General features: G+C 72.6%; 23 protein-coding genes and 1 pseudogene. 10 read left to right on the forward strand and 14 right to left on the reverse strand.

Annotated features, from left to right (window positions below):
- Nucleotides 1–6 precede the first annotated feature (6 nt).
- Nucleotides 7–993, reverse strand: a complete 987-nt coding sequence (locus ACIGXM_RS12350; RefSeq protein WP_396559756.1) for an antibiotic biosynthesis monooxygenase — start codon at nt 991–993, stop codon at nt 7–9.
- Between the two features lie 98 nt (nt 994–1091).
- Between ACIGXM_RS12350 and ACIGXM_RS12355 the strand changes: the two genes are divergently transcribed.
- On the forward strand, nt 1092–1658 hold the full coding sequence (locus tag ACIGXM_RS12355; RefSeq protein ID WP_396559758.1) for a nucleoside deaminase: 567 nt from the start codon (nt 1092–1094) through the stop codon (nt 1656–1658).
- 164 nt (nt 1659–1822) lie between these two features.
- Nucleotides 1823–3217 carry an FAD-binding oxidoreductase gene (locus ACIGXM_RS12360; protein WP_396559760.1) on the forward strand — a complete coding sequence of 465 codons (1395 nt, stop codon included), beginning with the start codon at nt 1823–1825 and terminating at the stop codon, nt 3215–3217.
- A gap of 196 nt (nt 3218–3413) precedes the next feature.
- Here the strand turns inward: ACIGXM_RS12360 and ACIGXM_RS12365 are convergent, their stop codons facing one another.
- Nucleotides 3414–4772 (reverse strand): GH1 family beta-glucosidase, encoded by a 1359-nt coding sequence (locus tag ACIGXM_RS12365; RefSeq protein WP_396559762.1) that lies wholly within the window; start codon nt 4770–4772, stop codon nt 3414–3416.
- A gap of 432 nt (nt 4773–5204) precedes the next feature.
- Nucleotides 5205–6329, reverse strand: coding sequence for an FAD-dependent oxidoreductase (locus ACIGXM_RS12370; protein WP_396559764.1), 1125 nt, complete (start codon nt 6327–6329; stop codon nt 5205–5207).
- Nucleotides 6330–6424: 95 nt separating this feature from the next.
- Here ACIGXM_RS12370 and ACIGXM_RS12375 point away from each other — a divergent pair, with 95 nt between their 5' ends.
- Nucleotides 6425–7150, forward strand: coding sequence for a TetR/AcrR family transcriptional regulator (locus ACIGXM_RS12375; RefSeq protein WP_396559766.1), 726 nt, complete (start codon nt 6425–6427; stop codon nt 7148–7150).
- Nucleotides 7151–7673: 523 nt separating this feature from the next.
- Here ACIGXM_RS12375 and ACIGXM_RS12380 read toward each other — a convergent pair.
- Together ACIGXM_RS12380 and ACIGXM_RS12385 are read right to left on the reverse strand one after the other, a co-directional pair.
- A complete protein-coding gene (locus ACIGXM_RS12380) occupies nt 7674–8096 on the reverse strand; it encodes a Rid family hydrolase (RefSeq protein ID WP_396559768.1) in 423 nt (140 codons plus the stop codon).
- 46 nt (nt 8097–8142) lie between these two features.
- Nucleotides 8143–8817, reverse strand: coding sequence for an HD domain-containing protein (locus ACIGXM_RS12385; RefSeq protein ID WP_396559770.1), 675 nt, complete (start codon nt 8815–8817; stop codon nt 8143–8145).
- A gap of 71 nt (nt 8818–8888) precedes the next feature.
- Between ACIGXM_RS12385 and ACIGXM_RS12390 the strand changes: the two genes are divergently transcribed.
- Nucleotides 8889–9854: a GlxA family transcriptional regulator gene (locus tag ACIGXM_RS12390; RefSeq protein ID WP_396559772.1), complete on the forward strand. Its 966-nt coding sequence runs from the start codon at nt 8889–8891 to the stop codon at nt 9852–9854.
- 73 nt (nt 9855–9927) lie between these two features.
- Here ACIGXM_RS12390 and ACIGXM_RS12395 read toward each other — a convergent pair whose 3' ends face one another.
- The gene (locus ACIGXM_RS12395) at nt 9928–10698 is read right to left on the reverse strand and encodes an SDR family oxidoreductase (RefSeq protein ID WP_396559774.1); all 771 of its coding nucleotides are present in this window, start codon (nt 10696–10698) and stop codon (nt 9928–9930) included.
- 150 nt (nt 10699–10848) lie between these two features.
- Nucleotides 10849–11703 carry an alpha/beta fold hydrolase gene (locus ACIGXM_RS12400; RefSeq protein ID WP_396559776.1) on the reverse strand — a complete coding sequence of 285 codons (855 nt, stop codon included), beginning with the start codon at nt 11701–11703 and terminating at the stop codon, nt 10849–10851.
- A gap of 598 nt (nt 11704–12301) precedes the next feature.
- Here ACIGXM_RS12400 and ACIGXM_RS12405 point away from each other — a divergent pair.
- A complete protein-coding gene (locus ACIGXM_RS12405; RefSeq protein ID WP_396559778.1) occupies nt 12302–13087 on the forward strand; it encodes an SDR family NAD(P)-dependent oxidoreductase in 786 nt (261 codons plus the stop codon).
- A gap of 105 nt (nt 13088–13192) precedes the next feature.
- Here ACIGXM_RS12405 and ACIGXM_RS12410 read toward each other — a convergent pair whose 3' ends face one another.
- Nucleotides 13193–13777 (reverse strand): TetR family transcriptional regulator, encoded by a 585-nt coding sequence (locus ACIGXM_RS12410; protein ID WP_396559780.1) that lies wholly within the window; start codon nt 13775–13777, stop codon nt 13193–13195.
- A gap of 7 nt (nt 13778–13784) precedes the next feature.
- On the opposite strand from ACIGXM_RS12410, the pseudogene ACIGXM_RS12415 reads away from it, so the two are divergent.
- The 4 genes and pseudogenes from ACIGXM_RS12415 to ACIGXM_RS12430 form a co-directional block, all read left to right on the forward strand.
- Nucleotides 13785–14114: pseudogene (locus tag ACIGXM_RS12415) on the forward strand (FAD-dependent monooxygenase); the annotation flags it as partial.
- Nucleotides 14115–14187: 73 nt separating this feature from the next.
- Nucleotides 14188–14316: a hypothetical protein gene (locus ACIGXM_RS12420; protein WP_396559905.1), complete on the forward strand. Its 129-nt coding sequence runs from the start codon at nt 14188–14190 to the stop codon at nt 14314–14316.
- A gap of 173 nt (nt 14317–14489) precedes the next feature.
- Complete coding sequence (locus ACIGXM_RS12425; protein WP_396559782.1) at nt 14490–14888, forward strand: hypothetical protein; 399 nt, start codon at nt 14490–14492, stop codon at nt 14886–14888.
- Between the two features lie 132 nt (nt 14889–15020).
- The gene (locus ACIGXM_RS12430; protein ID WP_396559784.1) at nt 15021–15179 is read left to right on the forward strand and encodes a hypothetical protein; all 159 of its coding nucleotides are present in this window, start codon (nt 15021–15023) and stop codon (nt 15177–15179) included.
- A 25-nt stretch (nt 15180–15204) separates the two neighbouring features.
- Here ACIGXM_RS12430 and ACIGXM_RS12435 read toward each other — a convergent pair whose 3' ends face one another.
- Nucleotides 15205–18258, reverse strand: a complete 3054-nt coding sequence (locus tag ACIGXM_RS12435; RefSeq protein ID WP_396559786.1) for an AfsR/SARP family transcriptional regulator — start codon at nt 18256–18258, stop codon at nt 15205–15207.
- A gap of 427 nt (nt 18259–18685) precedes the next feature.
- On the opposite strand from ACIGXM_RS12435, the gene ACIGXM_RS12440 reads away from it, so the two are divergent.
- Entirely contained in the window at nt 18686–20107 is a 1422-nt protein-coding gene (locus ACIGXM_RS12440; RefSeq protein WP_396559788.1) for a helix-turn-helix domain-containing protein, read from the forward strand.
- A gap of 15 nt (nt 20108–20122) precedes the next feature.
- On the opposite strand, the gene ddaH is transcribed toward ACIGXM_RS12440, so the two are convergent.
- Genes ddaH through ACIGXM_RS12465 form a run of 5 tightly spaced genes read right to left on the reverse strand, consistent with a single transcriptional unit; the run spans nt 20123 to nt 26168 of the window.
- Nucleotides 20123–20998, reverse strand: a complete 876-nt coding sequence (gene ddaH, locus ACIGXM_RS12445; protein ID WP_396559790.1) for a dimethylargininase — start codon at nt 20996–20998, stop codon at nt 20123–20125.
- Nucleotides 20986–22320 (reverse strand): MFS transporter, encoded by a 1335-nt coding sequence (locus tag ACIGXM_RS12450; RefSeq protein ID WP_396559792.1) that lies wholly within the window; start codon nt 22318–22320, stop codon nt 20986–20988. The genes ddaH and ACIGXM_RS12450 overlap by 13 nt, the downstream gene beginning before the upstream one ends.
- Entirely contained in the window at nt 22314–23939 is a 1626-nt protein-coding gene (locus tag ACIGXM_RS12455) for an amino acid adenylation domain-containing protein (protein ID WP_396559794.1), read from the reverse strand. The genes ACIGXM_RS12450 and ACIGXM_RS12455 overlap by 7 nt, the downstream gene beginning before the upstream one ends.
- Nucleotides 23932–24684, reverse strand: a complete 753-nt coding sequence (locus tag ACIGXM_RS12460) for a thioesterase II family protein (protein ID WP_396559796.1) — start codon at nt 24682–24684, stop codon at nt 23932–23934. Before ACIGXM_RS12460 ends, ACIGXM_RS12455 begins: the two co-directional genes overlap by 8 nt.
- Entirely contained in the window at nt 24681–26168 is a 1488-nt protein-coding gene (locus tag ACIGXM_RS12465) for a condensation domain-containing protein (protein ID WP_396559798.1), read from the reverse strand. The genes ACIGXM_RS12460 and ACIGXM_RS12465 overlap by 4 nt, the downstream gene beginning before the upstream one ends.
- Nucleotides 26169–26187 lie beyond the last annotated feature (19 nt).

Here is a 26187-nt window from a genome sequence, read left to right on the forward strand (position 1 = left end):
GGAAGGTCAACCGGTGGTGAGACCGAAGACGGCGATGAGCAGCAGGTAACCGATCACCACGACCGCGACACCCCCCAGCTGGCCGCGAAGGGACCGGTTCCGCCTCGGCTCGAGCCAGGAGCCGAGGCCCCTGTTCACCAGGGGCATCAGGAGCCACGTCAGAATGCTGACGCTCAACATGTTGCTGATGAACAGCGCCAGGTACCCGGCGACCCCCTGGGAGTCGAGTACCCGGCCCACCGTCAGGTTCAGGACCATGACCGTGGGATAGAGGGCGAGCAGCACCGTCATGGCCTGCTTCCAATTGGGCGGAGCGCCTTCCGACGCCTTCTCGCCGAAATGGAACCAACCACTGAACGCCGATCCGACCTTCCGCACCTCGTAGGCGGAGAAATACTGACGCCCCTCTTCCAGGAGTTTCTCGCGGACCTCCGACCCGAGCCATTCCTCCAAGTGTTCGCGCGTGTCGAAACGGGACACCACGACCCAGTGCTCCTGAATCCCCTTCACGGGACTGAACAGCTCGGACCCCATAAAGCCGGGAAATCCCTCCTGGACTCCCGTGATCTTTTTCTGCCAGCGCACGAAATCCTTCTCGCGCCCGGATCTGACGTCATGGGAGATGACTGCCGTGACCGCGTCCCGAGTTGCCTTCCCGCCGCCGAGCACCTCCTGTTTCGGGGTTTCCTCGAACAGCTCGGCCCCCTCGTCGAGGAGCCTCCGACGTGCACTCGAATTCAGCCACGCGGTCAACTGGTCGATGTGCGAGAAGCGGAAGACCACCACCCATTCGTTCTCCTCGCCAGGGCCCGGTGGATACGACTCCGTGCTCTCGAACCCGTCGAAACCCCGCACGGTCCGGTTCGTCCTCTCCTGCCAGCGCTGGTAGTCGCCCTCGCGGCCGGACCGGATCCTCTGGGACGTCACGACTGTCGCGCCGCCATCTCCACCGCCGGGGTCGCGACCCGGGCTCCGGCTTGCACGCTCGCTCATGTGGCGTAGCATAGATCAAAAGGTACTTAACGGAAAATTGGGACAAAGTAGCCCCTGAGACAGAGTCCCTCGCCGACTGCTGGGCGGAGGTTTCCGGCATGGCACACGAGGATTTCCTGACCGAAGCGGTACGGCTGGCCATGGAGTCCGTGGAGATGGGCTGGGGCGGCCCGTTCGGTGCTGTGATCAGCCGCGACGGAGAGATCGTCGCCAGCGGACAGAACCGCGTGCTCCTCACGGGTGACCCCACCGCGCACGCCGAGGTGGAGACCATCCGAAAGGCGGTACAGCGCCTCAACCCTGAGGCACCGTCGATATCGACGAAGCATCAGGACGAGAGCACGCTGGCATACGTGCCGCGCCCCGAGGGGTCCCCCGACCCGCTGCCCGAGCGGGCCCGAATGCTCCAGGGCTGCTCGATGTACATCAGCGGTGCGCCGTGCCCGATGTGCATGAGTGCCATCTACTGGTCACGGATCGACGCCGTCTACTACAGCTGTGACCTGGCTGCCACCCGCGCGATCGGCTTCGACGACGCCTTCCAGTACGAGGACTTCCAGCGGCCCCTCGACCAGCGGAGGATCCGGATCGAGCAGATCCGTCCCGAGATGGGCGCCCGGGCCTACCAGGCCTGGATGGACAAGCCCGACCGACACGCGTACTGACGGGTCGTATCGACCGCGACCGACTCCGCCGGACCGGGCCCTCGTAGCACGCCTGACGGGCTGGCGCCTCCGCCCCGCCCGCGGCCGTTCCCGCCAACCGGCCTCGGGACGCCTCGAATCGCGAGCCGGCCCGAGGCCGAGGGCAGCAGGACGAGGAGGTCAGCATGCGCGCACACGTCGGCCCCTCGGGCATCGAGGGCACGCTCGTGCGCAGAGGCGACGCGGATTACCGGAGCACCTGGGCGAGCGAGCTCTGGAACGGGCTGAGGCCGGAACGGTACCCCGACGTGATCGTCCGCGCCGCCTGCGAGCAGGACGTTCCAAAAGCCCTCGAGCTGGCCCGATCCCACCGTCTGCGGGTCGCCGTTCGATCGGGCGGACACAGCTGGTGCGGCTCGCCGCTGCGGGACGGGGGGATGCTCCTCGACCTCTCCGGACTCCGTCAGTGGGAGATCGACGCCGGCTCGGCGACGGCGACCGTGCAGCCCGGTGCCGTCGGCAGTGCGTTCGCGGCGGAGCTCGCCCGGCACGGCCTCGCCTTTCCGGCGGGGCACTGCGCCACCGTCGCCCTCGGTGGGTACCTCCTCAGCGGCGGCCTCGGCTGGAACTCCCGCCTGTGGGGACCGGGCTGCGCGAGCGTGCGGGAGATCACGGCCGTGACGGCCGGGGGTGACGTGGTCAGGTGCACCGAGGACGAGCATCCCGGTCTGTTCTGGGCGGCACGGGGTGCCGGCCCCGGTTTCTTCGCCGTCGTCACCCGCTTCCACCTGCGGCTGCGCCCGCGCCCGGCGGCACTTGCCACTACCTCCTACGTCTTTCCACTGGCCGCGGTCGAACCCGTGGCCCGCTGGGCCACCGAGCGGGCGGGCGAGCTCCCCGCGAACGTCGAGCTGTCCTTCGTACTGGCCACCGCCGACCCGACCCTGACGAGTGACCGGCCACCGACCAAGGTGGTCGTCGTCACCGCCACCGCTTTCGCGGGCTCGCACCCCGAGGCCGTGCGCGCCCTCCAGCCGCTGCGCGGCTGCCCGCTCGCCGAACGCCCGCTGTCCCGGCGGCTCGACGAACCGACCTCCCTCGCCGCTCTCTACGGCATCGCGGGGGGCACGTGGCCCGAAAGGCACCGCTACGCGGCCGACACCCTGTGGTCGGACGAGGACTACCCCTCGCTCCTGACGAAGCTGGGCCACGCGCTCACCAGGGCCCCGTCGGCGAAGTCCCTGGTGCTGGCGCCCGTCTCACCGGTTTCGCGGGAGGACGAGCTGCTGCGGAACATGGCCTTCTCCGTGCTCGGCGCGAGCTACGTCGTCCCCTACGCGATCTGGGACGATCCGGCGCGTGACGGCGTCAACGTCGGCTGGCTGCGCGAGGCGATGCGCACGGTGGAGCCGTTCGGGACCGGGCACTACATCGCGGAAGCGGACCTGACCGCCGACCCGTCCCGGGCCCGGCGGTCGTTCACGCCGTCCGACTGGGAGCGCCTGCGAGCACTCCGGACGGAGTACGACCCGCAGGGTCTCTTCCACTCCTACCTGGAAGGCTCCGGTGAGGGGCGGTAGCCGCTGGTAGGCCCTCCGCCGAGGTTCGTGCTCGCGGTCGTGCGGCAGAGGCCCCCGGTGGGGGCCTCTCGTCCGACCGGACACGATGTGGCTCCGCGTGTCCGCGTCGGAGTTCCCGCACAGCTCGAGCCGCCGCGGTCAGCATCCCGGGGACGGAACGGGCGCGGTGCCGCCGTACGGCACCGGATCGCCGCAACTACCCTTCGTGCCCTGCCCGGTGGGCGGCGATCAGGTCGCGGTACCAGGCGTACGAGGCCTTCGGCGTGCGGCGCTGGGTCGCGAAGTCGACATGGACCAGCCCGAAGCGTTGCCGTTCCAACCCCTCCGCCCACTCGAAGTTGTCCATCAGGGACCAGGTGTAGTAGCCGCGGACGTCCACACCCTGAGCGATCGCCTCGGCCAGGGCGTCGAGGTGGCTCGCCATGTAGTCGATCCGGAACCGGTCGTCGACGGTGCCGTCAGGAGCGACCCGGTCGTCCACCGAGCAGCCGTTCTCGGTGATGGTGATCGGCGGCAGCGCGTCACCGTAACGGTCCCGCAGGCCGAGGAGGAGTTCGCGCAGGCTTTCGGGGACGACCGGCCAGCCGAAGGCGGTGCGCGGGACGTTCTCGATCGCGGCCTCGGTGAAAGGGAGTTCGGGGCCGGTGGGGGCGGCGATCCGGGTCGGGTTGTAGAAGTTGAGGCCGAGACCGTCCAGGCCGGAGGCGGCGATCAGCTCCAGGTCGCCAGGACGGACGCTGCCGCCGAGGTCCTCGCCGACGCCGAAGGCCGACAGGTCGGGGTAGCGTCCGAGCAGCAGCGGATCGGTGAACACCCGGTTGTGCAGCGCGTCGTACGCCGCGGCGGCCGCCAGGTCCGCCGGGTCCTCGCTCGCCGGCCAGACCGGGGTGAGGTTGTTGGCGATCAGCACCTGGTGGCCGCGCTCGCGCAGCCCGGCGGCCGCCAGGCCGTGGCCGAGGAGCTGGTGGTGCGCGACGGGCAGGGCGTCGAGCATCAGGGTTCGACCAGGGGCATGGGTGCCCAGGGCGTAGCCGAACACCATGTGCACGAAGGGCTCGTTGAGCGTGATCCAGGCCGGGACCCGGTCACCGATCCGGTCCACGACGAGCTCCGCGTACTCGACGAAGCGGTACGCGGTGTCACGGGCCAGCCAGCCGCCACCGTCCTCGAGGGCCTGCGGCAGGTCCCAGTGGAAGAGCGTGGGCATCGGCGTGACGCCGGCTTCGAGCAGGGCGTCCACCAGCCGGTCGTAGAAGGCCAGTCCGGCCGGGTTCGCCGGGCCCGTGCCGGTGGGCTGAATCCGGGGCCAGGCGATCGAGAACCGGTAGCCGTCGAGGCCGAGTTCGCGCATCAGGGCGATGTCCTCGGCGTAGCGGTGGTAGTGGTCGCAAGCGACCCGGCCGGTGTGGCCGTCACGGACGGCACCCGGGCGGGCGGCGAACACGTCCCAGACGGAGGGCCCGCGCCCGTCCTCGTCGACCGCACCCTCGATCTGGTAAGCGGCCGTGGAAGCACCCCAGCGGAAGCCCGCCGGCAGGTCGAATCGAGTCGGCATGGTCAAGCCCCTCTCCGCTAATGCGAGTTCAGCTCATGTTGGCTAACCCTGCCACTGAACTGCCAGAAGCAGAAGGGTGGTTTTCAGCTGTTGGTACGCCTGAACGCCGCGCCGACAGCGATGCACCACACCCTCGGAGATCACCGGTAGGGCGGACTCTCACGCGGCAACACGCATCGAGGGAGGACCACTTGAAGGTCTTGGAGGGCACCGGAGCGAAGGCCGTTGGGGACGCGTGTGTCGTGTGACGGGATCGGCGGGAGCGCCGGGGCCTCATCGAAATCGGCCGGCTACGGCGCTCCCTGGCCGGGGTGTCGCTGCCGCGGGCTGCGGATGGCCGGCTGGTCCTGGCCGTGGACGTCTCGCACTGGCGGCGGCCCGATGCCGCCACCAGCGACGAGTCCGGTCGATCGCGCCAGGTGAATTTCGGTCTCAGGACGGTTTCGCTTCGGGGGCGAAGGCGGGCAGCTTCTCGAGACTGCCGCGTACGGCCTCGGCGCCGTACTCGAACATCTGCCGCTCGTAGTCGTCGACCGCGTCGAGCAGATCCTGGCGGCCTTCGTCGGCCTCGATCAGGCAGCGGCGTAGCAGGTCGGCGTCGCGCAGCGCGGTGTTCGCGCCGTTGCCGCCGGTCGGGGAGGTGGCGTGGATCGCGTCGCCGAGCAGCGTGACCGGGCCGGACGCCCAGCGTTCACCGGGCTTGACCACCCGGATGGACAGCAGCGTGCTGTTGTCCGGGTCGGCCTGCTCGATCAGCGCGCGCAGCTCCGGGTGCCAACCTTCCATCCTGGACAGCACGGCGTCCTGCGCGGTCAGGTCCCCCAGCGAGCCGTTCGGCGGCAGGATCATGGCCCAGCGCACGTAGTCGCCGATGTCGGGCAGCGTGACTTCGGGGGCCAGTTGCTCGGCGGCCTGCTTCGGCGGGGTACGGAAGCGCATCGCGCCGAGCAGCAGGCTGACGCCGTCGCCCGTGATCTTCGAGCCGTAGGCCTTGGACAGGCTGGCGAACTCGTCGGTCAGCGGAGTGCGGCCGATGACGAACCGGACGCCGGTGTCGGTCGGGGTGGTCCGCGGCGACAACACCCCGCGGACCGCGGAGGTGACGCCGTCCGCGCCGACGAGCAGGTCGGCGGTGGCCGGGTCGCGGCGGGCGAACCGGGCTTGGACATCGCCGTCGGCCAGCACGTCGTAGCCGGTCAGCGCGGCATCGGTGTGCACGGTGAGGCCGGTCAGCAACAGGTGCCGCAGCACCTGCCGGTCGACCACGATGCCGGTCCGGCCCGCGCCGAGCCTGCCGATCTCGTTCAGCCGCGGGTCCAGGATCAGCTGCTCGGCGGAGGCGTCCATGACGATCTCGTCCAGCAGCGGGTGCCAGCGCGTCGGCAGGCAGTCGCGCACCGCTTGGAAACCGATCGGGTTCAGCACGAGCCGGTAGCCCTGGAACCGTGCGACGATCCCCGGGTCGCGCTCGAACACGTCGGCCTCGATCCCGGCACCACGCAGACCCTGCGCGAGAGCCAGACCTCCCAGGCCGGCTCCGACAACGGAAACTCGCATCCCACACCTCCGCGACATCGATACGAACTTAGTTCGTCCGGACGATCTAAGTTCTACTTAACGAACTTAGATCGTGTCAAGGTATAGTGGTCGACATGTCCGCCGATCCCCGCCAACGCCGCGCAGCTCGCCACGCCCAACCCGCGGCGGAGGTCGCCGCGGCGGCAGCACGCAAGAAGCCGATCACCGTCGAACGGATCACCGACGCCGCCCTGGAAGTCGTCGCCACCGAGGGGTACGACGCGCTGACCATCCGCCGGGTCGCCGCCGTGCTCGGCACCGGTCCGTCGTCGCTGTACGCGCACATCGTCAACAAGGACGACATCGACGATCTGCTGATCGGCAGGCTCTACGCCGAGGTCGTGCTCCCCGAACCGGACCCGGCCGCCTGGCGCGAGCAGTTGTTCGGGGTGTACGCACAGATCCGCGACCTGTACCTGAAATACCCTGGAGTCTCGCGCGCCGCGCTGGCCATGGTGCCGACCAACCTGGCAACGCTGCGGGTCGGCGAAGGGATCCTGGCGATCCTGCTCGCGGGCGGCATCGAACCGAGGACGGCCGGCTGGGCCCGCGACGCGCTGTCCCTCTACGTCAGCGCCTACGCGCTGGAGCAGTCGCTGGTCCGGCAACGGCGCCAGCACCAGGATCAGGAATGGGTGCTCAGCCACGAGGAGTTGTTGGACCGCTTCACCGCACTGCCCGCCGAGAGATTCCCGCAGACTCGACGCCATGCCGCCGAGCTGATCTCCGGCACCGGACACGACCGCTTCGAGTTCACCCTCGGCCTGTTCATGAACAATCTGCGGCCCGCATCCGGTTGACCCGCGGCACGCGGTGGCCACCTGACGCCGAGACGATCACAAGTCGCATCATGAGGCGCGCGCCGGTCGTCGGTGGAACCCACAGGCTCTCGGGTGTCGTCGCCGAACTCGTTCGCGACGCACGCCGGTTCGGCGCTCAACATAACGATCGTTTTGGCCTCGAACGGCGCCTCGAACTCGATCACTCACACGAGGGTTCACCGGACATGGAGGCGGCCTCCGCTCGATCATGCACTCGGGCCAGGGGTGGATGATCGGAGCGAAGGCCGTTGGGGACGAGTGTGTCGTGCGACGGGATCGGCAGGGGCGCGTTCTCCGCCACAAGGTCGGCACCAAGCCCCGACGGACCGGATGAACGGCAAGGCAGGAGCCTGTTCCTGAACCCCCTCCCGGGCGGCTCGGGAGCCCTTCGTCGGTCCGGGGCGTGGACCGCCTGCTCCGAGGACGGCAGGGGCCGCGGCCGGGACCTCAGGTCAGTGGTGGGGACGCTCCTGGGCCGAGGGGGTGGCCCAGGAGCGGCGGTCTACCGAGATGCGTCGGGATAGGCGGCAGTGGCGCGAATTTCGACGAGCAGCCCCGGACTGGCGAGGGCGCTGACACCGATCAGCGACCAGGTCGGGAAGGGGGCTTTGATGAGGCGCTGCTTGGCTTCGAGGAAGCCGGGCATGTGCTGGTGGATGTCCACGTGGTAGCTGGTCACGTCCACGAGGGCGGACATGTCGAGGTTCTCCAACCGGAGGATCTCCTCGATGCGCCGGATGGCGATCTCGGTCTGCTCCTCGATGGTGTCCGCGATGATTCCGTCGGCACGGCGGCCGATGGTTCCGGCGATGAAGAGCAGACCGTGCGCACGGACCGCGGCGGAGTAGCCGAAGCGGGCGAAGGCGCCCCTGGTCTCTCCGAAGACCTCGGAGCCCTCGGGGATCTCGACGGTGTGGATGGTCATGGCAGTGCTTTCCTCTCTCTGTTGACTGGTTGTGGGATCCGGGACGTCAGCTGCCCCAGCGGGACGAACGACCGGCGTGCTCCAGTCGGGTCCGGCCGAAGGTCTCACGTTCTCGGAGGAATTCACCGGGAATCGTGTAACGGGGTGCGTTCTTCGGGTTCTTCGCGGCTTGCGCGACGATCGCGTCGGTGAGTGAGCGGATCATCTCCAGTCTCGGGTAGGCGGCATGCACCGCGTCGGCCTGCTCGTCGGTGACGGCTTCGAGGTGACCGGTGCCCACCGCGCCGCCGAAGTCGAGCGCGACGCCTGCGCGGACGAGCACGCACAACGTGCCGCGCCGTTCCGCGATGCCCGGGGAGGTGTGCAGGGCGATGGCCTGCCAGACCTCATCGGCGTCGGCCGCGGAAACTCCGCGCTCGACGAGGAACTCGGCGGCCCGGTCGGCGCCCTCGACCTCGAAACGCTGACAGTGCGGGCCGTCCGACGCGACGCCGAGGTCGTGCATCACGGAGGCGGCGAACAACAGGCTGTCGTCGTAGTCACGGCCGACGGCCAGGTCGAGGCGGGCGGCCACCAACCTGGCGAACAGGTAGCTGCGGACGCTGTGGTTGAACACGGAGGGCGTTTGCACCGTCCGGACGAGATTCACGACGGCGTCGGCAAGTGGTGTGCCGGGCAGCGTGATCAGGTCCGTGGTCGCCTCACGGGTAGATCCGTTCATGACTTCAGCATCGCCGCGACCGCCCTGACCAGGCGAGAGGCAAAATTACCCAACTTCGATAGGATCCTGCCATGGCAATTCACCGAGTCGCAGTCCTGGCGCTGGACGGGGTCACCCCGCTCGATCTGGCGATCCCGACGCAGATCTTCAACGCCCGACCAGAAACCCCCTACGAGATGACCGTGTGCGCGCTCGACGCGAAGGTGACCACCAGCGCGGGCTTCGCACTGATCGCCAGTGGGGAGTTGGAGCAGGTACGCGTCGCCGACACGGTGATCGTTCCGGGGTTCGAGCCGATCCGCCAGCTTCCGAGCGCCGTACTCGACGCGCTGGCCGAGGCCCGCGAGCGTGGTCGGCGCGTGGTGTCGATCTGCACGGGAGCCTTCGCGCTGGCCGCGGCGGGCGTGCTGGACGGCCTGCACGCCACGACCCACTGGAAGCACATCGAGGAGCTCGAACGAGATTTCCCCGCCATCACGGTCGACCGCGACGTCTTGTACGTCGACGAGGGTGACGTGCTCACCTCGGCCGGGGTGTGCTGCGGCATCGACCTCTGCCTGCACATCGTGCGCCGCGACCTCGGGGCGGTGGTGGCCAACCAGATCGCCCGCGGCTTGGTCGCCGCCCCGCACCGAGACGGCGGGCAGGCGCAGTACGTACCCGCTCCGGTCGCGGTAACCGGCGAGGCCTCGCTCTCCACCACCCGGGAATGGGCCCTGCAACGACTCGAGGAGCCACTCACCCTGCCGGCGCTCGCCCGCCACGCCGGCCTGTCGCAGCGCACCTTCATCCGCCGGTTCGCCGAGGAGACCGGCACGACCCCGCTGCGGTGGCTGCTCAACGCCCGAATCAGCCGGGCACGGGAACTACTGGAAACCACGAACCACCCGGTGGACCGGGTGGCACGCGACTGCGGACTGGGCACAGCCGCCAACCTGCGCCTGCACTTCCGCCGCGCACTCGACACCACTCCCACTGCCTACCGACGCACCTTCTGGTGTTCGGACCACACACACGAGCCGGCCCCTTCGCCATGACCCGGACGCCTCATCACTACCTCGGGCAGCCTTACTGATCGTTGGAGGCCACCGCTGAGGCCGGGCCGTGGCCTCAGACGGACTTGACCTCGCCGCCGTCCATGCGGAGCGCCGAGCCGGTCAGCCAGCGGGCCCCCGGCGAGACGAGGAAGGCCATGAGTTCGGCGATCTCGTCCGGCTCGCCGTAGCGTGCGATGCCCGCCTCCTGGGGGAATTTCGCGGTGGCCTCCTCGACGGTCATGTCGTGCAGGGGCGCCCAGTGTTCGAGGTACGAGCGGCGACGGCCGGTCATCACCGGTCCCGGCAGGACGCTGTTGACCTGGACGCCATCGGTGATGCCGCGGTCGGAGAACGCCTTGGCCAGTGCGACGATCGCGGCGTTGATCGTGCCCACCGCGGCGTAGGGGGCCTTGGGGAAGAGCGCCGAGTTGCCCGAGATCAGGACGACGGATCCGTTCGCTTCCCTCAGGGCCGGCCAGGCGGCGACCGTGAGGCGGCGGGCACCGTGGAGCTTGAGTGCGAGCCCGTGATCCCACTGCTCGTCGGTCATGTCGAACACGTCGACCTGCGGGACGGCGCCCGCGATGTTCAGCAGGGCGTCGACACGGCCGAATCGGGCCAGGGTCGTGTCGACGACGGTGCGGGCCGCGGCGGAGTCGGAGAGGTCCACGGCGATGACGAGGGGGTCGGCGCCCGCGGCGCTGACGGCGGTCGCCGTCTCGTCGAGGTTGACGCGGTTGCGGGCGACGAGTGCGATCGAGTCGAAGTCGCGCGCCAGCCGGATCGCGGTGGACCGGCCGATGCCTTGGCTGGCGCCGGTGACGATGGCCACTGACTGGGGCATGCTGGTTCCTTCTCGTCATGGCGGGTGTCGAGGTCGCGTTGGACGGGGCACCGTCCCGGTGTCGCCGGGCGCGGTCGGCGCTCTGCGCGCCGGGGACCGGTGGCCGTGTTCGTGTGCCGGCGAGCGGCTGCCCGGTCCGGGAGGCCCGGGTCAGTCGCCGAGGAATCCCCGGATGGCCGAGGCGATCTCACCCGCGTGCGTCTCCAACGCGAAGTGGCCGGTGTCCAGCAGCCGGACGTCGGCGTCGGGGATGTCGCGCCTGAACGCCTCGGCCCCGGCCGGCAGGAAGAACGGGTCGTTGCGGCCCCAGACGGCCAGCAGCGGTGGCCGATGGGTGCGGAAGTACTCCTGGAAGGTGGGGTAGAGCCGCACGTTGTTCGCGTAGTCGAGAAAGAGGTCCAGCTGGATCTCGTCCGCTCCGGGACGGGCGAGGTAGTGGTTGTCGAGGGTGTAACCGTCGGGTGAGACCGACGTCGGGTCGGGTACTCCGTGGGTGTACTGCCACACCGTCGTCTCGGGCCGAACCAGCGTGCGGATCGCTTCGCGGTTGGCCCGGGTGGGTTCCTTCCAGTACGCGCGGATCGGGTTCCAGCCGTCGCTGAGCCCTTCCTCGTAGGCGTTCCCGTTCTGCGTGACGATGGCGGTGACCCGTTCCGGCCGCCGGACGGCAAGCCGGAACCCGGTCGGGGCGCCGTAGTCGAACACGTAGAGCGCGTACCGATCGAGGCCCACCGCGTCGGTGAAGCCCTCGAGGACGTCCGTCAGGGCCTCGAAGGTGTAGGTGAAGCCGTCGCGGCTCGGCATCGCGGACTGTCCGAAGCCCAGCAGGTCGGGGGCGATGACCCGGAAGCGGTCGGCCAGTCGCGGGATGAGGTCCCGGAACATGTGGCCGGCGCTGGGGAAGCCGTGCAACAACAGCAGCTTCGGGGCGTCGGCGGGCCCCGACTCACGGTAGAAGACCTTCAGGCCCTTCACGTCGGTGCTGCGGTAGCTGGTCGCGGTCAAGGCGTCTTCTCCTGTGCGTCGGCCCAAGACGGGCGTCTGTCCTTCCGTCACCGCCCCGCGCACGGCGTCGAGGACGGTCTCCACCACGGTTCGGGGAGCGGTGACCAACGGCTCGGGGTCGACACGTGTGCGCCCCTCCGCTCAGCGGTGAAATGCCGCACCGGATGAACAGAATGACGCGGACAGGTAACCGAGTACCTGGTCGACCGAAGCTTCGTTCTCCGCCACTGTCAGGTCCGTCCAGCCGGCCGGAGCCCGAGGCCGGTAGCGGCCAGCCTGGCACAGCGGGGACTTGGAGCGGTGCCGGACACGCTCCGCACTGCGGGCGAAGGGCTCGAACAGCTCAGCGACGGGCGGCGCGAAGGCTCGGCCGCCGACGGGACCGCCGTCGAAGGCGGGCGACTCCAACGCCGGGTCGCGGCGCGGCGGGCCGACTCGACGGGGGTGGGGATGCGGCATGTGGCCGACGAAGCGAGAGTGAACCCATGACCGGCTTCGGGGAACCGCACGGACCGCGAGTGCCGGTGGTCATGGGCCGACGGCGACGCGCCCGGCCCATGACCACCGGCACGTCCGGGCAACGGAAGGAAGGCGCCTCATGACAGCAGTGCGCAGCTCACGCTTCGAGGGCAAGGTCGCCGTGGTGACCGGCGGCAGCCGGGGCATCGGCGCCGCGGTCGCCACCCGGCTGGCGGTGGAGGGTGCCGCCGTCGTGATCGGCTACCGGAGCAACCAGGAAGCGGCGCAGGCCCTGGTCTCCGCACTCACCGCCGACGGCCGGCGCGCCCTCGCACTGCGTGCCGACGTCGCCGACCCCGGCCAGGCCAAGGCACTGATCGAGCGGGCCGTAGCCGAGTTCGGACAGCTCGACGTCCTGGCATCCTGCGCCGGCATCGAGCACTTCGACGCCCTGGAGGACATCACCCCGGCCGACTTCGACCACGTCTTCGCGGTCAACACCCGCGGCCAGCTGTTCGCCACCCAGTACGCCGCCGCCCACATGGGCGCGGGCGGCAGGATCGTGCTCACCTCCTCCACCAGCGCCTCCCACGCGGTGTTCCAGCACACCCTGTACGCCGCATCGAAGGCAGCCGTGGAGGCGATGGTCCTCAACCTGTCCCCCGAACTCGGCCAGCGCGGCATCACCATCAACGCCATCGCCCCCGGCGGGACCGCGACCGACATGGCCGCCGAAGTCGGCGCCCGCTACCAGCACCCCCGGTTGAGGAGCACCATGCCCCTGGAGCAGTGGCTCGCCGTGCACGGCGCGCTCGGCCGCCTGGCGCACCCCGAGGAGATTGCCGCTGGCTACGCCTTCCTCGCCTCCGACGACGCCGCCTACATGACCGGCCGCACCCTGCCCCTCGACGGTGGCTTCTTCTGAGGGGGTTCGTCGACAGAGCGCCATGCCGCACCACCGGCGGGCGCGGCCCCGGGTTGGTCCGCGAACAACAGCGTGCAAGCTCGACCGGGGTGGGCGGACGTCCGGTCAGCCGGGCAGTGCCGGGGTCAGGCCCTGGCCGAGCAGCCGGAAGGCGTGGTCGGTGTCGGCGACGGCTTCCGGGTACACCTCGTCGGCCGACCGGCCGGCCTGCACCTGGCGGCTGTTGCGGTCCGCCAGCGCGCGCAGGACGGTGACGATCTGGACGGCGGCCAGCCGGGCGGTGAGCTCGTCGGCTCCGGCCTCCAGCAGCGCCTCGGCGAGGGCCACCGCGCTGCGCCTCTGGTAGCGGGTCAGTCGTTCGGCCAGGCTCGCGGTCTCGCTGAGCAGTCGCAGGAAGGCCACGGTCCGCGGGTCGGAGGTGAGTCCGGTGACCGGGTCCCGCCGGGAGAGGGCGTCGAGCTGGTGGGCGTGCAGGGCGGTCAGCGGGTCCGTGCCGGCCGGGCGGGCGCGGACCACGCGGGCCGATTCGTCCTCGTGGTCGGCGAACCGGTGCAGGACCAGGTCCTCCTTGGCCGGGAAGTAGGCGAACAGCGTGCGCTTGGAGACCTCGGCCGCCTCGGCGATCTCCACGACCGACACGTCGTCGAAGCCACGGCTCACGAACAGCTCGATCGCCACGTCGGCGATCACCTGCCGGGTGCGCTCCCGCTACCCGTGCCCCCTGCGCCTCCCCCAGGACCGGCTCGAGGCGCTGCTCGAGGACCGACTCACCGAGCTCGGCGGGCGGATACTCCGCCAGCACCGTCTGGTCGCCCTCCAGCAGGACGCCGACGGCGTCACGGCCACCGTGACCAGCCCGGACGGCATCCGGTCGTTCCGGGGCCGCTACCTCGTCGCGTGCGACGGCGCGCACAGCGGCGTGCGCAAGCTCACCGGCGCGGCGTTCCCCGGCCAGGCGGGCACCGCCCGCAGCGCCAGCGCCGACCTCGTGCTCACCGGCGACGTCGACGACTCCGCCAAGCACATCAGCGGCCACATCCGCACCTCGCCCCAGGGCCACTTCACCCTGCTCACACCCCTGGAGCGACCGGGTCGTGCGGGTGCGGGCGAAGACCGACGCGTTCGACGCCGAGTCCGTGCTCGTACGCCCGGACGGATACGTCTGCTGGGCCGGCGATGCCGGCCTCACCGACGCGCTCACCCACTGGTTCGGCCCGGCCGCCGGCTGATCCGGGCCGGCACTCCGGCGTGACAGCCCGCGCAGGAGCCCCGGACGGGCTGGTCCACCGCGCGGTCGGCCGCCCCCGCGCGCCGCCCGGTCCGGCGGGAACGGACGGGGAGGGGATCGGGACCGCGCGGTGGGACCGTCAGGCTGACCGGTTCCCTGCCTCAGGAGGCTGCTGTGACACGTCCCCCCGACCGCCCCGGTGCGGCCCAGCTGCGCGCCGCGCTCCACGAGCTGGCCGCCGTGGAGCAGTGGGCCCGGTGGCTGCGGGACGGGGGCGGCGTGGACGGCGGGGGTGGCGGCCCGGACGGGTACGGGGTGCACGAGGAGCCGGTGGGGCCCCTGTTGCGGGTGGAGACCATGAGCGGGAGCGGGATGCACCGGGTGATCGCGGTCGGCCCCGCGGCGAACCACGACGAGGCGCAGGTCGTGGCGGCGCGCTCGGTGGTCAGGGCGCTGCTCGACCTGGCGGGCCATCAGGAGGGCCCCGCCACCACCGAGGTGGCACTCACCGCGCGCGGTCCGCGGATCGTGGCCTGTCGGCTCGGCGGGGAGGCCGGCGGGCCGGCGGGGTAGCGGGTGCTCGGGCGGTAACACGGTGGGAACCGTTCGGGAAGTGCCACGGCCACCATGGGCGAAGTCGGGAGCGGACACCGCACGGAGCACCACGCGGGACGTCACGCGGAACATCACTCAAGGGACGTGACCATGGGACGCAAGCTGGCCGGACTGTTCGGGATCGTCGTCGCCTCGCTGGCCCTGGGCCTGGGCACGGCCGCCGGGGCGGTGGACCCGCACCAGCCGGCCGGGCACCGGGTGCTGGCCGAGGACAAGGGCCCGACGGTCATCTCCCCCCTCGTGCGGTGAGGGTCCCGGCCGGAACCGGCCCGCCTCACTCGCGTCGGCACTCCGCCGGCACCCCCAGCACCGTGAACAGCCGCTCGGCGTCCGCGCGGTGTCCGGCCGCGCCCGCATCGCCCAGGGCCTCGGCCGCCCGGGCCAGGCCGGCCAGCGCGTAGGCCTCCTCGGTGCGGTAGTCGATCGCCGCGGCGCGCCGGTGCGCGTGGGCGTGCAGGGTCAGCGCCGCGGCGTGCTCGCCGCGGCGCTGCAGCAGCCGGCCGGCCGTGTTCTCCACCTTGGCCCGGCGCAGCGGTGAGGAGCTCGACTCCACCAGCTCCAGCGCCCGTGCCAGGTGGTCGCCGGCCTGCTCCGGGCGCCCGAGCCGGTGCGCGACGTCGGCCGAGAGGGCCAGCGCCAGCGCGACCTGGCCCGGCTCCTTGGTCTCGTCGCACAACTCCCTCGCCTGACCGAGGTACTGCTCGGCCTCGGCGTACGAGCCCAGGCCCAGCAGGGCGGCGGCCAGATCGGTCAGCGCGACCAGTTCGTTCTCGTGCCGGCCCAGTCGCCGGCCCAGCTCGACCGCGCGCCGGGCCGCCTCGGCGGACTCGCCGTAACGCCCCCACTGCTCGTACAGCGCGCTGAGCAGGGTCAGGCTCTCCGCCTCGGCGCGCACCGAACCCAACTCCCGCTCGTGGGCGATCGCCTGTGTCAGGTGGGCGAGCGCCTCGGGGAAGCGGCCGAGCAGGCTCTTGTACAGGCCGAGGGTGCTCTCGCTGTGCGCCTCGGTCTGCCGGTCGCCGAGCCGGGCGGCGACGTCCCGGGCCTCCTGCGCGACCTCGACGCCCTCGACGAAGTGGCCCAGCTTCCAGCAGGCGACGCCGAGGTTGGCCAGGCTCACCCCGAGCAGGGCCAGGTCACCGAGCCGGCGCGCGGCGGTGACCGCGATCCGGCCGAGCACCTGGAACTCGTCCAGGTGGCCGCGCGCGTGCAGTTGGAACATCATGTTGCGGGCCAGGCAGACGGTGTGCCGGTCGTAGCCGCCGCGCTCGGCCAGCGCGACGGCCGAGCGCAGCGTGGTGTGCTCCCGGGTGAACCAGGCCTGGGCCCGGGTGTCGTCGGCCAGGGCGGGCAGCTCGGCCGTGGCCTGCGGCATCCCGGCCAGGCTTCGGCGCCGGCCGGGGAACAGCTGCTCGCAGGCCGCCTCGGTGGCCGCCAGGTAGTAGTCGAGCAGCCGCTCCACCGCGGCCGTGTCCGCCGCCTCGGTCGACCCGTCCCGCAGGCTCTGGGCGAAGCTGCGCACCAGGTCGTGGAAGGTGTAGAGGCCGATCTCCGGCTGCTGGAGCAGGTGGACGTCGAGGAGCAGTTCCAGCACCGACTCCGCCGCCCGGGCCCCGCTGCCCAGCAGCGCGGCGGCCGAGTAGACGTCGAGCTCCCCGCCGGGGTGCAGGGCGAGCAGCCGGAACGCCGAGCGGCTCCGCTCGTCCAGAGTCTGGTAGGAGAGGCGCAGCGTCGCGGCCACGCTGCGTTCGCCGGAGCTGAGTTCGTCCAGTCGCCGGGTCTCGTCGCGCAGCCGGTCGGCCAGGTAGCGCAGGGTCCAGCGCGGGCGGTTGCGCAGCCGGGCGGTGGCGATCCGCAGGGCGAGTGGGAGGTGGCCGCAGAGCCTGGTCAGCTCGGCGGCCGCCTCGGGCTCGGCGGCGATCCGCGCCGCGCCGAGGATCTCGGTGACCAGGCTCGCGCTCTCCTCGGGTGCCAGCACGTCGATCGAGATCCACCGCGCGCCGTCCAGGTCCACCAGGCGGGCCCGGCTGGTGACCAGCACCAGGCAGCCGGGCGAGGTGGGCAGCAGCGGGCGCACCGCGGCGGCGTCGGCGGCGTTGTCGAGCAGCAGGAGCAGGCGCCGGCCGACCAGGGTGGCCCGCCACAGCGCGGTGCGGCCCGCCACGTCGTCCGGGATCCGGTCGCCGGGCAGGCCGAGCGCGCGCAACAGGGTGTGCAGCGCGGTGCCGGCACCGACCGGCGGCTCGCCGGGGGCGTGGCCGCGCAGGTCGATGTGGAGCTGACCGTGCGGGTAGGCGGCGGCCAGCCGGTGCGCGGCCCGCACGGCCAGCGAGGTCTTGCCGCTGCCGCCCATGCCGTCGATGGCCACGATCCGGGTCCGCGGCCCGCCCTCCTGCCGCGCGCAGGCGAGCAGTTCGGCGAGCTCGCGGTCGCGGCCGGTGAAGTCGGCGAGGTCGTACGGGAGGGTGCTGGGCGAGCCGGCGGCGGGCGGGGGCGGCGGGGCGACGGTTGCCGGGGGTGTTGCTGACGGCGCGTCGGTCGCCGGTGGGGGCGGCGGGGCGGTGGCCGGTTCGGGCTTGTTGCGCAGGATGCCCTGGTAGATCCGGGCCAGCCCCGGGCCGGGATCGATGCCGAGCTCCTCGGCCAGCAGCCTGCGGACCCGGCCGTACTCCTCCAGCGCCTCGGCCTGCCGCCCCGAGCGGTAGAGCCCGAGCATCAGCTGGCCGCGCAGGGTCTCGCGCAGCGGGTACTGGTGGACGAGCTGGCGCAGGTCGACCACCAGCTCGGCGCTCTCGCCCAGGTCCAGCCGCAGCTCGAAGAGCTGCTCGGCGGCGGCCAGCCGGCGCTCCTCCAGCGCGGTGGCCGCGGCCTGGATCACCGGGCCGCCGGCGCCCGAGAGGACCGGGCCGCGCCAGAGTGCGAGCGCGGCACGCAGCGCCTCGACGGCCTCGGCGGGTCGCCCCGCCGCCGCGGCCTGCCGCGCGGTGCGGACCAGCGCGCCGAACTCGGTCAGGTCCAACTGCGTGTCCGTGACCGCCGCCCGGTAGCCGGGGCCGTCGGTGACCAGGACCTCGCCGCCGTCCGGCATGCTCCGGCGCAGCTCCGCGACGGCCTTGCGCACCTGGTGGGACGCGGTGGCCGGCGGGTCCTCGGCCCAGACCGCGGCCACCAGCCGGGAGACCGGCAGCACCCTGCCGGGCTCCAGCAGCAGGGTGACCAGCACCCGCTCCCGGACGGTCCCGCCGAGCCGGAGCCTCCGCCCGTCCTCCCAGCCCTCCAGCGAGCCCAGGATGTTGAAGCGCAGCCCACTCCGAGCGCCCGCAGGCATAGTTCCCCCTACCCCTTCTCACCCCGCAAGGATCGTCGCGATGGAACGTCGCCACGGCCGAACATCGGTCACGAACAGAACTGGCCCCCGCTGGATGATAAGCCGCGCGCTGATCACGCGGTACTGCCCCGGGACGCCGGCTGATCACGCGATACCGCCCGGGGATTCCGGGGGAACCCGAGGGAAGCCAAGGGATGCCGGTGGGAAGCCGGTGGGAAGCCGCCCCGGACGGCGGTACCGCGCAGGGAAAAGATCGGGAAGCGCCTCCCGGAAGCTGCTGTCATCGGACGCCCCGCCCGGACCGAGCCCAGGACCTCACCGTCCGGGGCCCGGCGGCCCGCGGCGGGGCACGGCGGCTGATCGGGACGGCGCACGGTGGCTGATCGGGCCTGCGTGCGGTCATCCTCGGACCACGGAGGTTTATCTGATGAACGCTCAGGCTCCATCGGTCGGACTCGGCGCCCTGCTGCGCAGCGCGCGCCGCGGGGCCGGACTCACCCAGGAACAGCTGGCCGGCCTCTCGACGGTCAGTGTCCGGGCCATCCGGGATCTCGAACAGGGCCGGGTCCAGCACCCGCGCAAGGACACCATCCGGCTGCTCGCCGACACCATGCGGCTCAGCGACACCCACCGGGCCACCCTCCGGCTCGCGGTCGGGAGCGCCTCGGTCGGCAGCACTCTGGGCGACCTCTACGGCGTCGAGCTGGCTCCGCCACCGGCTCCGCTGCGGCCGCTGACCGGGCGCGGGGCGGAGCTGCGCGCGCTGACCGGCCTGCTCGGCGCGGAGCACGAGCGGCTGCTCACCGTGGTGGGCCTGCCCGGTGTCGGCAAGTCGCGGCTCGCGCAGGAGGCGGCGCTGTGCTTCCACGCCCAGGCCCAGGCACCGGTGCTGTGGGTGGCCATGGACCGCACCGCGGAGGAGCCGTCCGGAGCACCGCGGCGGCCGCGGTCGGCCCTGGCCGGCTGGGTCAGGTCGCTGCTCGAGCAGGGCGGAGACGCCGGCGCCATGGACGAACTGGCGGCCCTGGTCCGGGACAAGCCCACCCTGCTGGTACTGGACGGCTACGACGCGGCGCAGGGCGGCCTCGGGCCCGGCCTGCTGGGTCTGCTGCACTCCTGCGAGCGGCTGAAGGTGCTGATCACCAGCCGCCGGCCGGAGCGGACGCTGGACGGCCGGCTGGTACCGCTGGCCCCGCTTCCGCTGCCGGAACCGGAGCCGGAGCCGACCGGACCGTTCCACCCCTGCCGGCCGGTGCCGGCGTCAACCGCCGGACCGGCCGTGGAACTGATGATGTCGTACGTCAGCCACCTGCGCCCCGACCTGCTGCCGACCGAGTCGGTGGTCGCCACCGTGGCCCTGATCTGCCACGCGTTGGACGGGCTGCCACAGGCGCTGGAGGCGGCCGGCTCCTGGCTGCTGCTGTACTCACCGGAGCAGTTGCTGGAGATCGCCCGCAGCACGCCGCTGGCGCTGATCGACGGCGCCGCCCCGCCGCTGCCCGGGGACGGCCCCCGGCTGAGCGGGCTGCTGGCCGACACCGTGCGCGACCTGTGCCCGCGGCTGACGGCGCTGCTGCGCGCGGTGTCACCGCTGACCCGCCCCTGGACGGTGGAGGCCGCCGCCCGCGCACTCGGCATCCCGCCGGCGGCGGCCGCCAGGGACGTCCACGCGCTGCTGCTGCACGGCCTGCTGCGCCAGCTGCCGGCCACGGCGGGCGGGCCGGCCCGGTTCAGCGTGCTCAACCTGGTCCGGCGGCTGGGCCCCGCCCAACCGCCGGCGCCCTGCGCGTCGCCACCGCGGGCGGCCGTGGCCGCGCAGGCGCCGGTGCTGGCCGGTGCGCTCGCCTGAGCGAGCCCGGCCGGCTCACCGGCCCGCAGGGCCGGGCCGCAGCTCGAGCGTGCAGCACTTGACGTTGCCGCCGCCCTTGAGCAGCTCGCTCAGGTCCACCCCGATCGGGTGGAAGCCGCGGTCCGCCAGCTGCCCGGCCACGCCCTTGGCCGCCTGCGGCAGCACCACGTTGAGCCCGTCACTCATCGCGTTGAGCCCGAACGCCTCGGCGCCCGCCCGGTCCACGAGCAGGGCGTCGGGGAACAGGCTCCGGAGCAGGTCCCGGCTGTGCGGCGCGAACGCCTCGGGGTGGTACATGATCTCGTCGCCGTCCAGCACCGCGAGCGCCGTGTCGAGGTGGTAGAAGCGGGGGTCGACCAGTTCCAGGCCGACCACCGGTCGGCCGAACACCTCCTCGACCTCGCGGTGCGCCTCCCGCGCGGTCCGGAAGCCGTAGCCCGCCAGGATGTGGGTGGCGCAGGTCAGTAGGTCGCCCTCGCCCTCGTTGACGTACCGGGGCTCGTGGATCTCGGTGAAGCCGCGGGCCCGGAACCAGTCCAGGTAGGCGGCTCCTTCGGCGGCCCGCTCGGCGTTGCGGAACCGGGCGCCGAGCACCTTGCCGTCCACCACGGTGGCCCCGTTGGCCGCGTACACCATGTCGGGCAGCCCCGGCAGCGCCTCGATCAGCTCGACGCTGTGCCCGAGCTCGAGGTAGAGCCGGTACAGGCGCTCCCACTGGGCGGTGGCCAGCGCGGTGTCCACCGGCACCGTCGGGTCCATCCACGGGTTGATCGCGTAGCTGACCTCGAAGGTGGTCGGACGGCACATCAACAGGCGGCGGGGGCGGGCACGGCGCACGGGGGCGGGCCTCGGGGCCGCCGGGGTGGGGGCTCGGTCGACTAGCTGGGGCATGGGGTTCCTTCCGGGACGGCGGAGTGGTCCGGAGCGGCGGGGGAGTCGAGCTCGTGCCGCCGGCGCAGCGACGAACAGCAGAGGAGGAGGGCGGGCAGCAGCGCGGCGGTCATGACGCACCACAGGGCGCCGCGCGGCCCGAGCAGCGAGCCGAGCGTGCCGCCGGCGAGGGCGCCCAGCGGGATCGCACCGAACACCAGGAAGCGCATGGTCGCCGAGATCCGCCCGAGCAGCCGGCGCGGGGTGTGCCGCTGGCGGAAGCTGCCGACCACCACGTTGTGGACGACCAGGCCCGCCACCGGCACGATGGCGCCGGGCAGGAAGTACCCGGTGGCCAGGCCCGTTCCGGTGAGCGGCAGCAACAGGCCGAACGGGGCGGTGGCGGCCAGGCTGTACACGATGGCGCGTGGCTCGCCCAGCCATCGGACCAGCGGGGCGGCGGCGAGGGCACCGGCGATCCCGCCGACACCGGTGGCGGCCATCAGCAGACCCACGGCGGCGGGCGGCAGGTGGACGGTGCGGACCAGGAAGACCACCAGGATCGCCTCGTAGGCGGTCATCGCCAGGTTGGCCAGCGCGGCGACGACCGTCAGCAGCCGCAGCACGCGGTGCCGCCGGACGAAGCGCAGGCCCTCGCCGATCTCCTGCCGGACCGAGGCCACCGGTCCCCTGCCGGGGGCGGTGACCAGGTCGGGGGCGGGCTCCGGGGCGAGCAGCAGGCAGCCCGTGGAGACGGCGAACGAGCCGGCGTTCACCAGCGGCCCGACGGCGGCGCCGAGCAGTTGGGTGAGCGCCCCGCCCAGGCCCGGGCCCGCGATCTGGGCCGAGGACTCGCTGCCCTGCAGCCGGCTGTTGGCGGCGACCAGGTCCTCGGGGGGCACGATGAGCGGCAGGTAGACCAGGTAGGCAGTGCTGAAGAAGACGTTCGCCAGGCCCAGCACCAGTGCCACCAACATGATCTGAGTGATCGTCAGCAACTGGGCGGCGGCGGCGAGCGGGATGCTCAGCAGGGCGGCGGCCGAGGCGGTGTTGCAGCAGATCATCAGCCGCCTGGGGCTGTACCGGTCGACCCAGACCCCGGCGGGCAGGCCGACGAGCAGCCAGGGCACCCACTGGACGGCGGTGATCAGCCCGAGCTGGAAGGTGCCGGCGTGCAGCGTGACGGTGGCCAGCAGCGGCAGCGCGACCCCGGTGATCGCGGTACCGAACTTGCCGGCGGACTCGCCGATCCAGAGCAGCCGGAAACTGCGGTTCGCCGCCAGGCCGCCGCGCCCGGCGGCACCGGCGGTGCCCCGGACCCGCCCCGCCCGCGCGGTCAGCACCGCGCGCCGAGCCGGGTGGCGTCGCGGCGCCCGGCGACCGGCTCCGAGCTCAGGGTGCGCGACAGCGCGGGCCGGTCGATCTTGCCGTTGGCGTTCAGCGGCAGCGCGGGCAGGTGGACGAAGCGGCGCGGCACCATGTGGGCCGGAATCCGCTGCCGCAGCCATGCCTTGACCCCGGCGCGGGGCAGCGGCTCACCGGTGTGGCAGGCCACCAGGTCGGGGCCACCCGGCCCGGGCACGGCCAGCACCACCGCCTCGGCCACGCCGGGGTGGCGGCGCAGGGCGGTCTCGATCTCGCCCAGCTCGACCCGGTAGCCGCGGATCTTCACCTGGTTGTCGAGCCGTCCGAGGTGGACCAGGGTGCCGTGCTCCCAGCGCACCCGGTCGCCGGTGCGGTAGTAGAGCTCGGCAGCGGGCCGGTCCGCCGGTCCGCCGGTGTCGGCGCAGACCGCGGCGGTGTCGGCGCCGTCGGCGCCCCGGAACAGGAAGCGCCCGCGGTTGTCGGCCGGGTCGAGGTAGCCGTCGAAGCGCTGGTTGCCGCGCACGCACAGCTCGCCCTCGACCGCCTCGCGCCCCCGCTCGTCCAGCACCAGGTGGTCCAGGTGGCCGTGGACCGGGCCGATGGGCACCGAGTCGTTGGAGGTCCGCGGCCAGCTCGCACGCTCGGCGGGCAGCCGGTACTCGGTGACGGTGACGGTCAGTTCGGTCGGACCGTAGATGTTGGCGATCACGCTGCCGGGCGCCACCGCGTGCCAGGCCTCGGCCTGACGGTACGTCAGTTGCTCGCCCGCGAAGATGCTGTAGCGCAGCGAGTGCACCAGACCGGTCGGCAGGTTGCCGAGGGCGGCGCTGACCGAGACCAGTGAGGGGACCGAGAACCAGTGGGTGATGCCGCGCTCGACCAGGTAGGTCACCGGGGTGAGCAGTTCGCTGCGCTGCGGGACGACCAGGGTGGCGCCCGCGCCCCAGGTGACGAAGAGGTCGAAGAGCGAGGGGTCGAAGGTGAGGTCGAAGGTCTGCGAGGCCCGGGCCCCGGGGGCGAGTTCGAAACGGGTGATGTTGTGGGCGATGTACGGGGTGATGTTGCGGTGCCGGATCGGCACCCCCTTGGGCCGTCCGGTCGACCCGGAGGTGAAGAGCAGGTAGGCCAGGTCGTTCCCGGTCGTCCGGTACGGCGGCAGCCCGGTCACCGGCTCGGCCGTCAACTCCTCGTCGGTGAGGGCGAGCAGCAGTGGCCCGGGCTCGCCGTCCGATAACTCCCAGCGCTGGGCGCCCGCCTGGTCGGCGATCAGCAGCTCCGTCCCGGCCAGGGCGCACACCGCGCGATTGCGCACGGCGGGGTGCTCGGGATTGAGCGGGGTGACGGCGGCCCCGAGGCGCTGCGCGGCGAGGTAGCCGGCGTAGGCGACCAGGCTGCGGGAGGCGAGCAGCGCGACCCGCGCGGGCGGGCCACCGAGCAGCGCCAGGATCCGCCCGGCCAGCTGGTCGGCGATCCGGCTCAACTCGTGGTAGCTGTACGAGTTCTCACCCAACTCCAGGGCCGGCGCGTCCGGTTGGCGGGCGACCGTGCGGGCGAACCACTCGTAGAGGGTGGGTGCGGGGGCGGACGGGTCAGGCATGGAGCACCTCGGCTCGGGGAACGGCCAGTCGCCGCAGCCGGGCGGCGGCGGACTCGGCACGGGTGAACGGGAAGTCGTGACCGCCCTCGAACACCGCGAAGGCGGTCGGCGCGCTGGTGTACTCGCGCCAGGCGTCCAGCGCGGCGCCGCTCGGCGCGGCCGGATCCCCGGTCGCGCTCCAGACGTGCAGCGGGAGTGCGAGCCGGGCCCGCGGACTCGGGACCTCGGCGGCCGTGTAGGAGTCGATGGCCCGGTAGTCACCGCGCCACTGGTCGACCAGCCGGCACAACAACTCGGGCTCGCCGGCCAGCCCTTCGGGCAGCGCGCCCCCGGTCACCTTGCGCAGCAGCGTCTCGTCGGCGAAGCCGTCGTCGGCGTGCCGCGGCTGCCGGTGCGGCGGGAGCTGGCCGGCCACCACCAGGGCGCGCACCGCCCCGGGGCGCAGCGGCGCCAGCTCGCGGACCAGTTCGAGCGCGACGTACGCGCCCAGGCTGTGCCCGACCACCACCAGCTCCTCGGGGCACGGTCCGTCGGCCAACTGCCGGGCCAGCGCCCGGGCGCGGGCCGGGATCGAGGGGGTTTCACCGCTCTCGCCGGCGGCGACCGGCCGCCGGACCGCCACCGCGGTCGGCAGCCCGGCGAGCGCCCGGGTCAGCGGCCGGGCACTGCGGGCGGTGCCGCCGATGCCCGGGATCAGCAGCACCGCCGCACCCTGCGCGGGCGGCGCGGGGTGGAAGCGGATCACGACGCCTCCCCGCGCAGTTCGGCGGCCAGCCGGGTCAGCAGCGTCGCGTACTCGGCGGCGAGGGCCTGGGCGCTGGAGGCCGCCGGGGCCGTCCCGGCGCAGCTGAAGACGGTCACCAGGTGGGCGCCGTCGACGGCGGCGTGCACCTCGACCGGGTGGGAGAGCAGGTTGTCCGGGTGGCGGTCGGCCCCGATCGCCTCGGTGGCCTCGCCGAACAGCTCCTCGGCCCGTTCGGTGAACCGGCCCAGGTAGTTGACCAGTACGGTGGCGTCCGCCGCCGACTCGAACCCGGCTGCCGCGCCGTGCAGTTCCTGATCGGCGGACTTCACCAGGGTGCGCGGCGCGGCGCCGTCCGCGGCGAGCCGGACGGTCTGCAGCCGGGTGAACCAGCCGGTGGTCCGGCTGATGTCGAGCCACTCGGCGGGGCCGGTGTCCCGGCCGTGCCGTTCGATGTCGACGGCCACCCGCTCGACGCCACCGGCCCGGGCGACCACCTGGGCGACGGCCGCCACCACCACCGCGTCCAGGCCGGCCCCCAGCTCGGAGCGGGCGCGGCGCAGCAGGGTCCCGGTCACCTCCGCGTCGGTGCGCACGGTGGCGGTGGTGGCCCGGGAGACCAGTGCGGCGGAGTCCTGACGGGCCGTCCGGTCGGCCGACGGGAGCTGCGCGAGCTGCTCGGCCCAGGCGCCGTACGAGCTGGTGGCGGCCGGCAGGTCGAGCGGTTGCCCCAGTTCGAGGCGGCGCACGCTCCTGGTGAGGTCACCGCGCAGGATCCGCCAGGAGGCACTGTCCACCGCCAGGTGGTGCGCCGAGACGAAGAGCCGCTGTCCACCGGCCCCCAGGTCGAAGAGCGCGGCCCGCACCAGCGGTCCGGTCACCGGGTCGACCGAGCGCTGCAGCCGGGTGGTCGTCGCCAGGAGCGCCGCGGCCCGCCGGTCGGCCGGCTCGGCGGACAGGTCGTGCCGCTCCAGCTCGAAGCCCACCTGGTCGGCGTAGCGCAGCCGGCTGCCGTCGGGGGTGTGGTGCAGGCGCAACCGGAAGGAGTCGTGGTGGTCCAGCACGGCGGCCAGCGCGGCCCCGAGCCGCGCGGGGTCCAGGCCGTCCGCGCACCACAGCACCGACTGCGTGACGTACTGCGGGTACGGCTGGGCGAGGCAGAACCGCTCCTGGGCCGCGGTGAGGGCGAACTCCCCGGGGCCCTGCGCCGCGACGGCGGCCGCGACGCCGGTGGCCTTCCCCCGACCGGCGATCCGGGCCGCCAGTTCGGCCACCGTCTGGTACTCGATCAGCTCCAGCGGGGTGAACTCCAGCCCCTCCTCGCGGGCCAGCGCCACCGCCTCGATGATCAGCAGCGAGTCGCCGCCCAGGTCGAAGAAGTTGTCCGCCGGCCCGACCGGCACGCCGTCCAGCACCTCCGACCAGACGCCCGCCAGCAACTCCGCCACCGTGCCGGTGTCCATGCCGGTGTCCGTGCCCGTGTCCATGCCCGTGTCCATCGTTTCC

The organism is Kitasatospora sp. NPDC052896 (assembly GCF_044547075.1).
In the GTDB taxonomy this organism is placed as follows: Bacteria; Actinomycetota; Actinomycetes; order Streptomycetales; family Streptomycetaceae; genus Kitasatospora.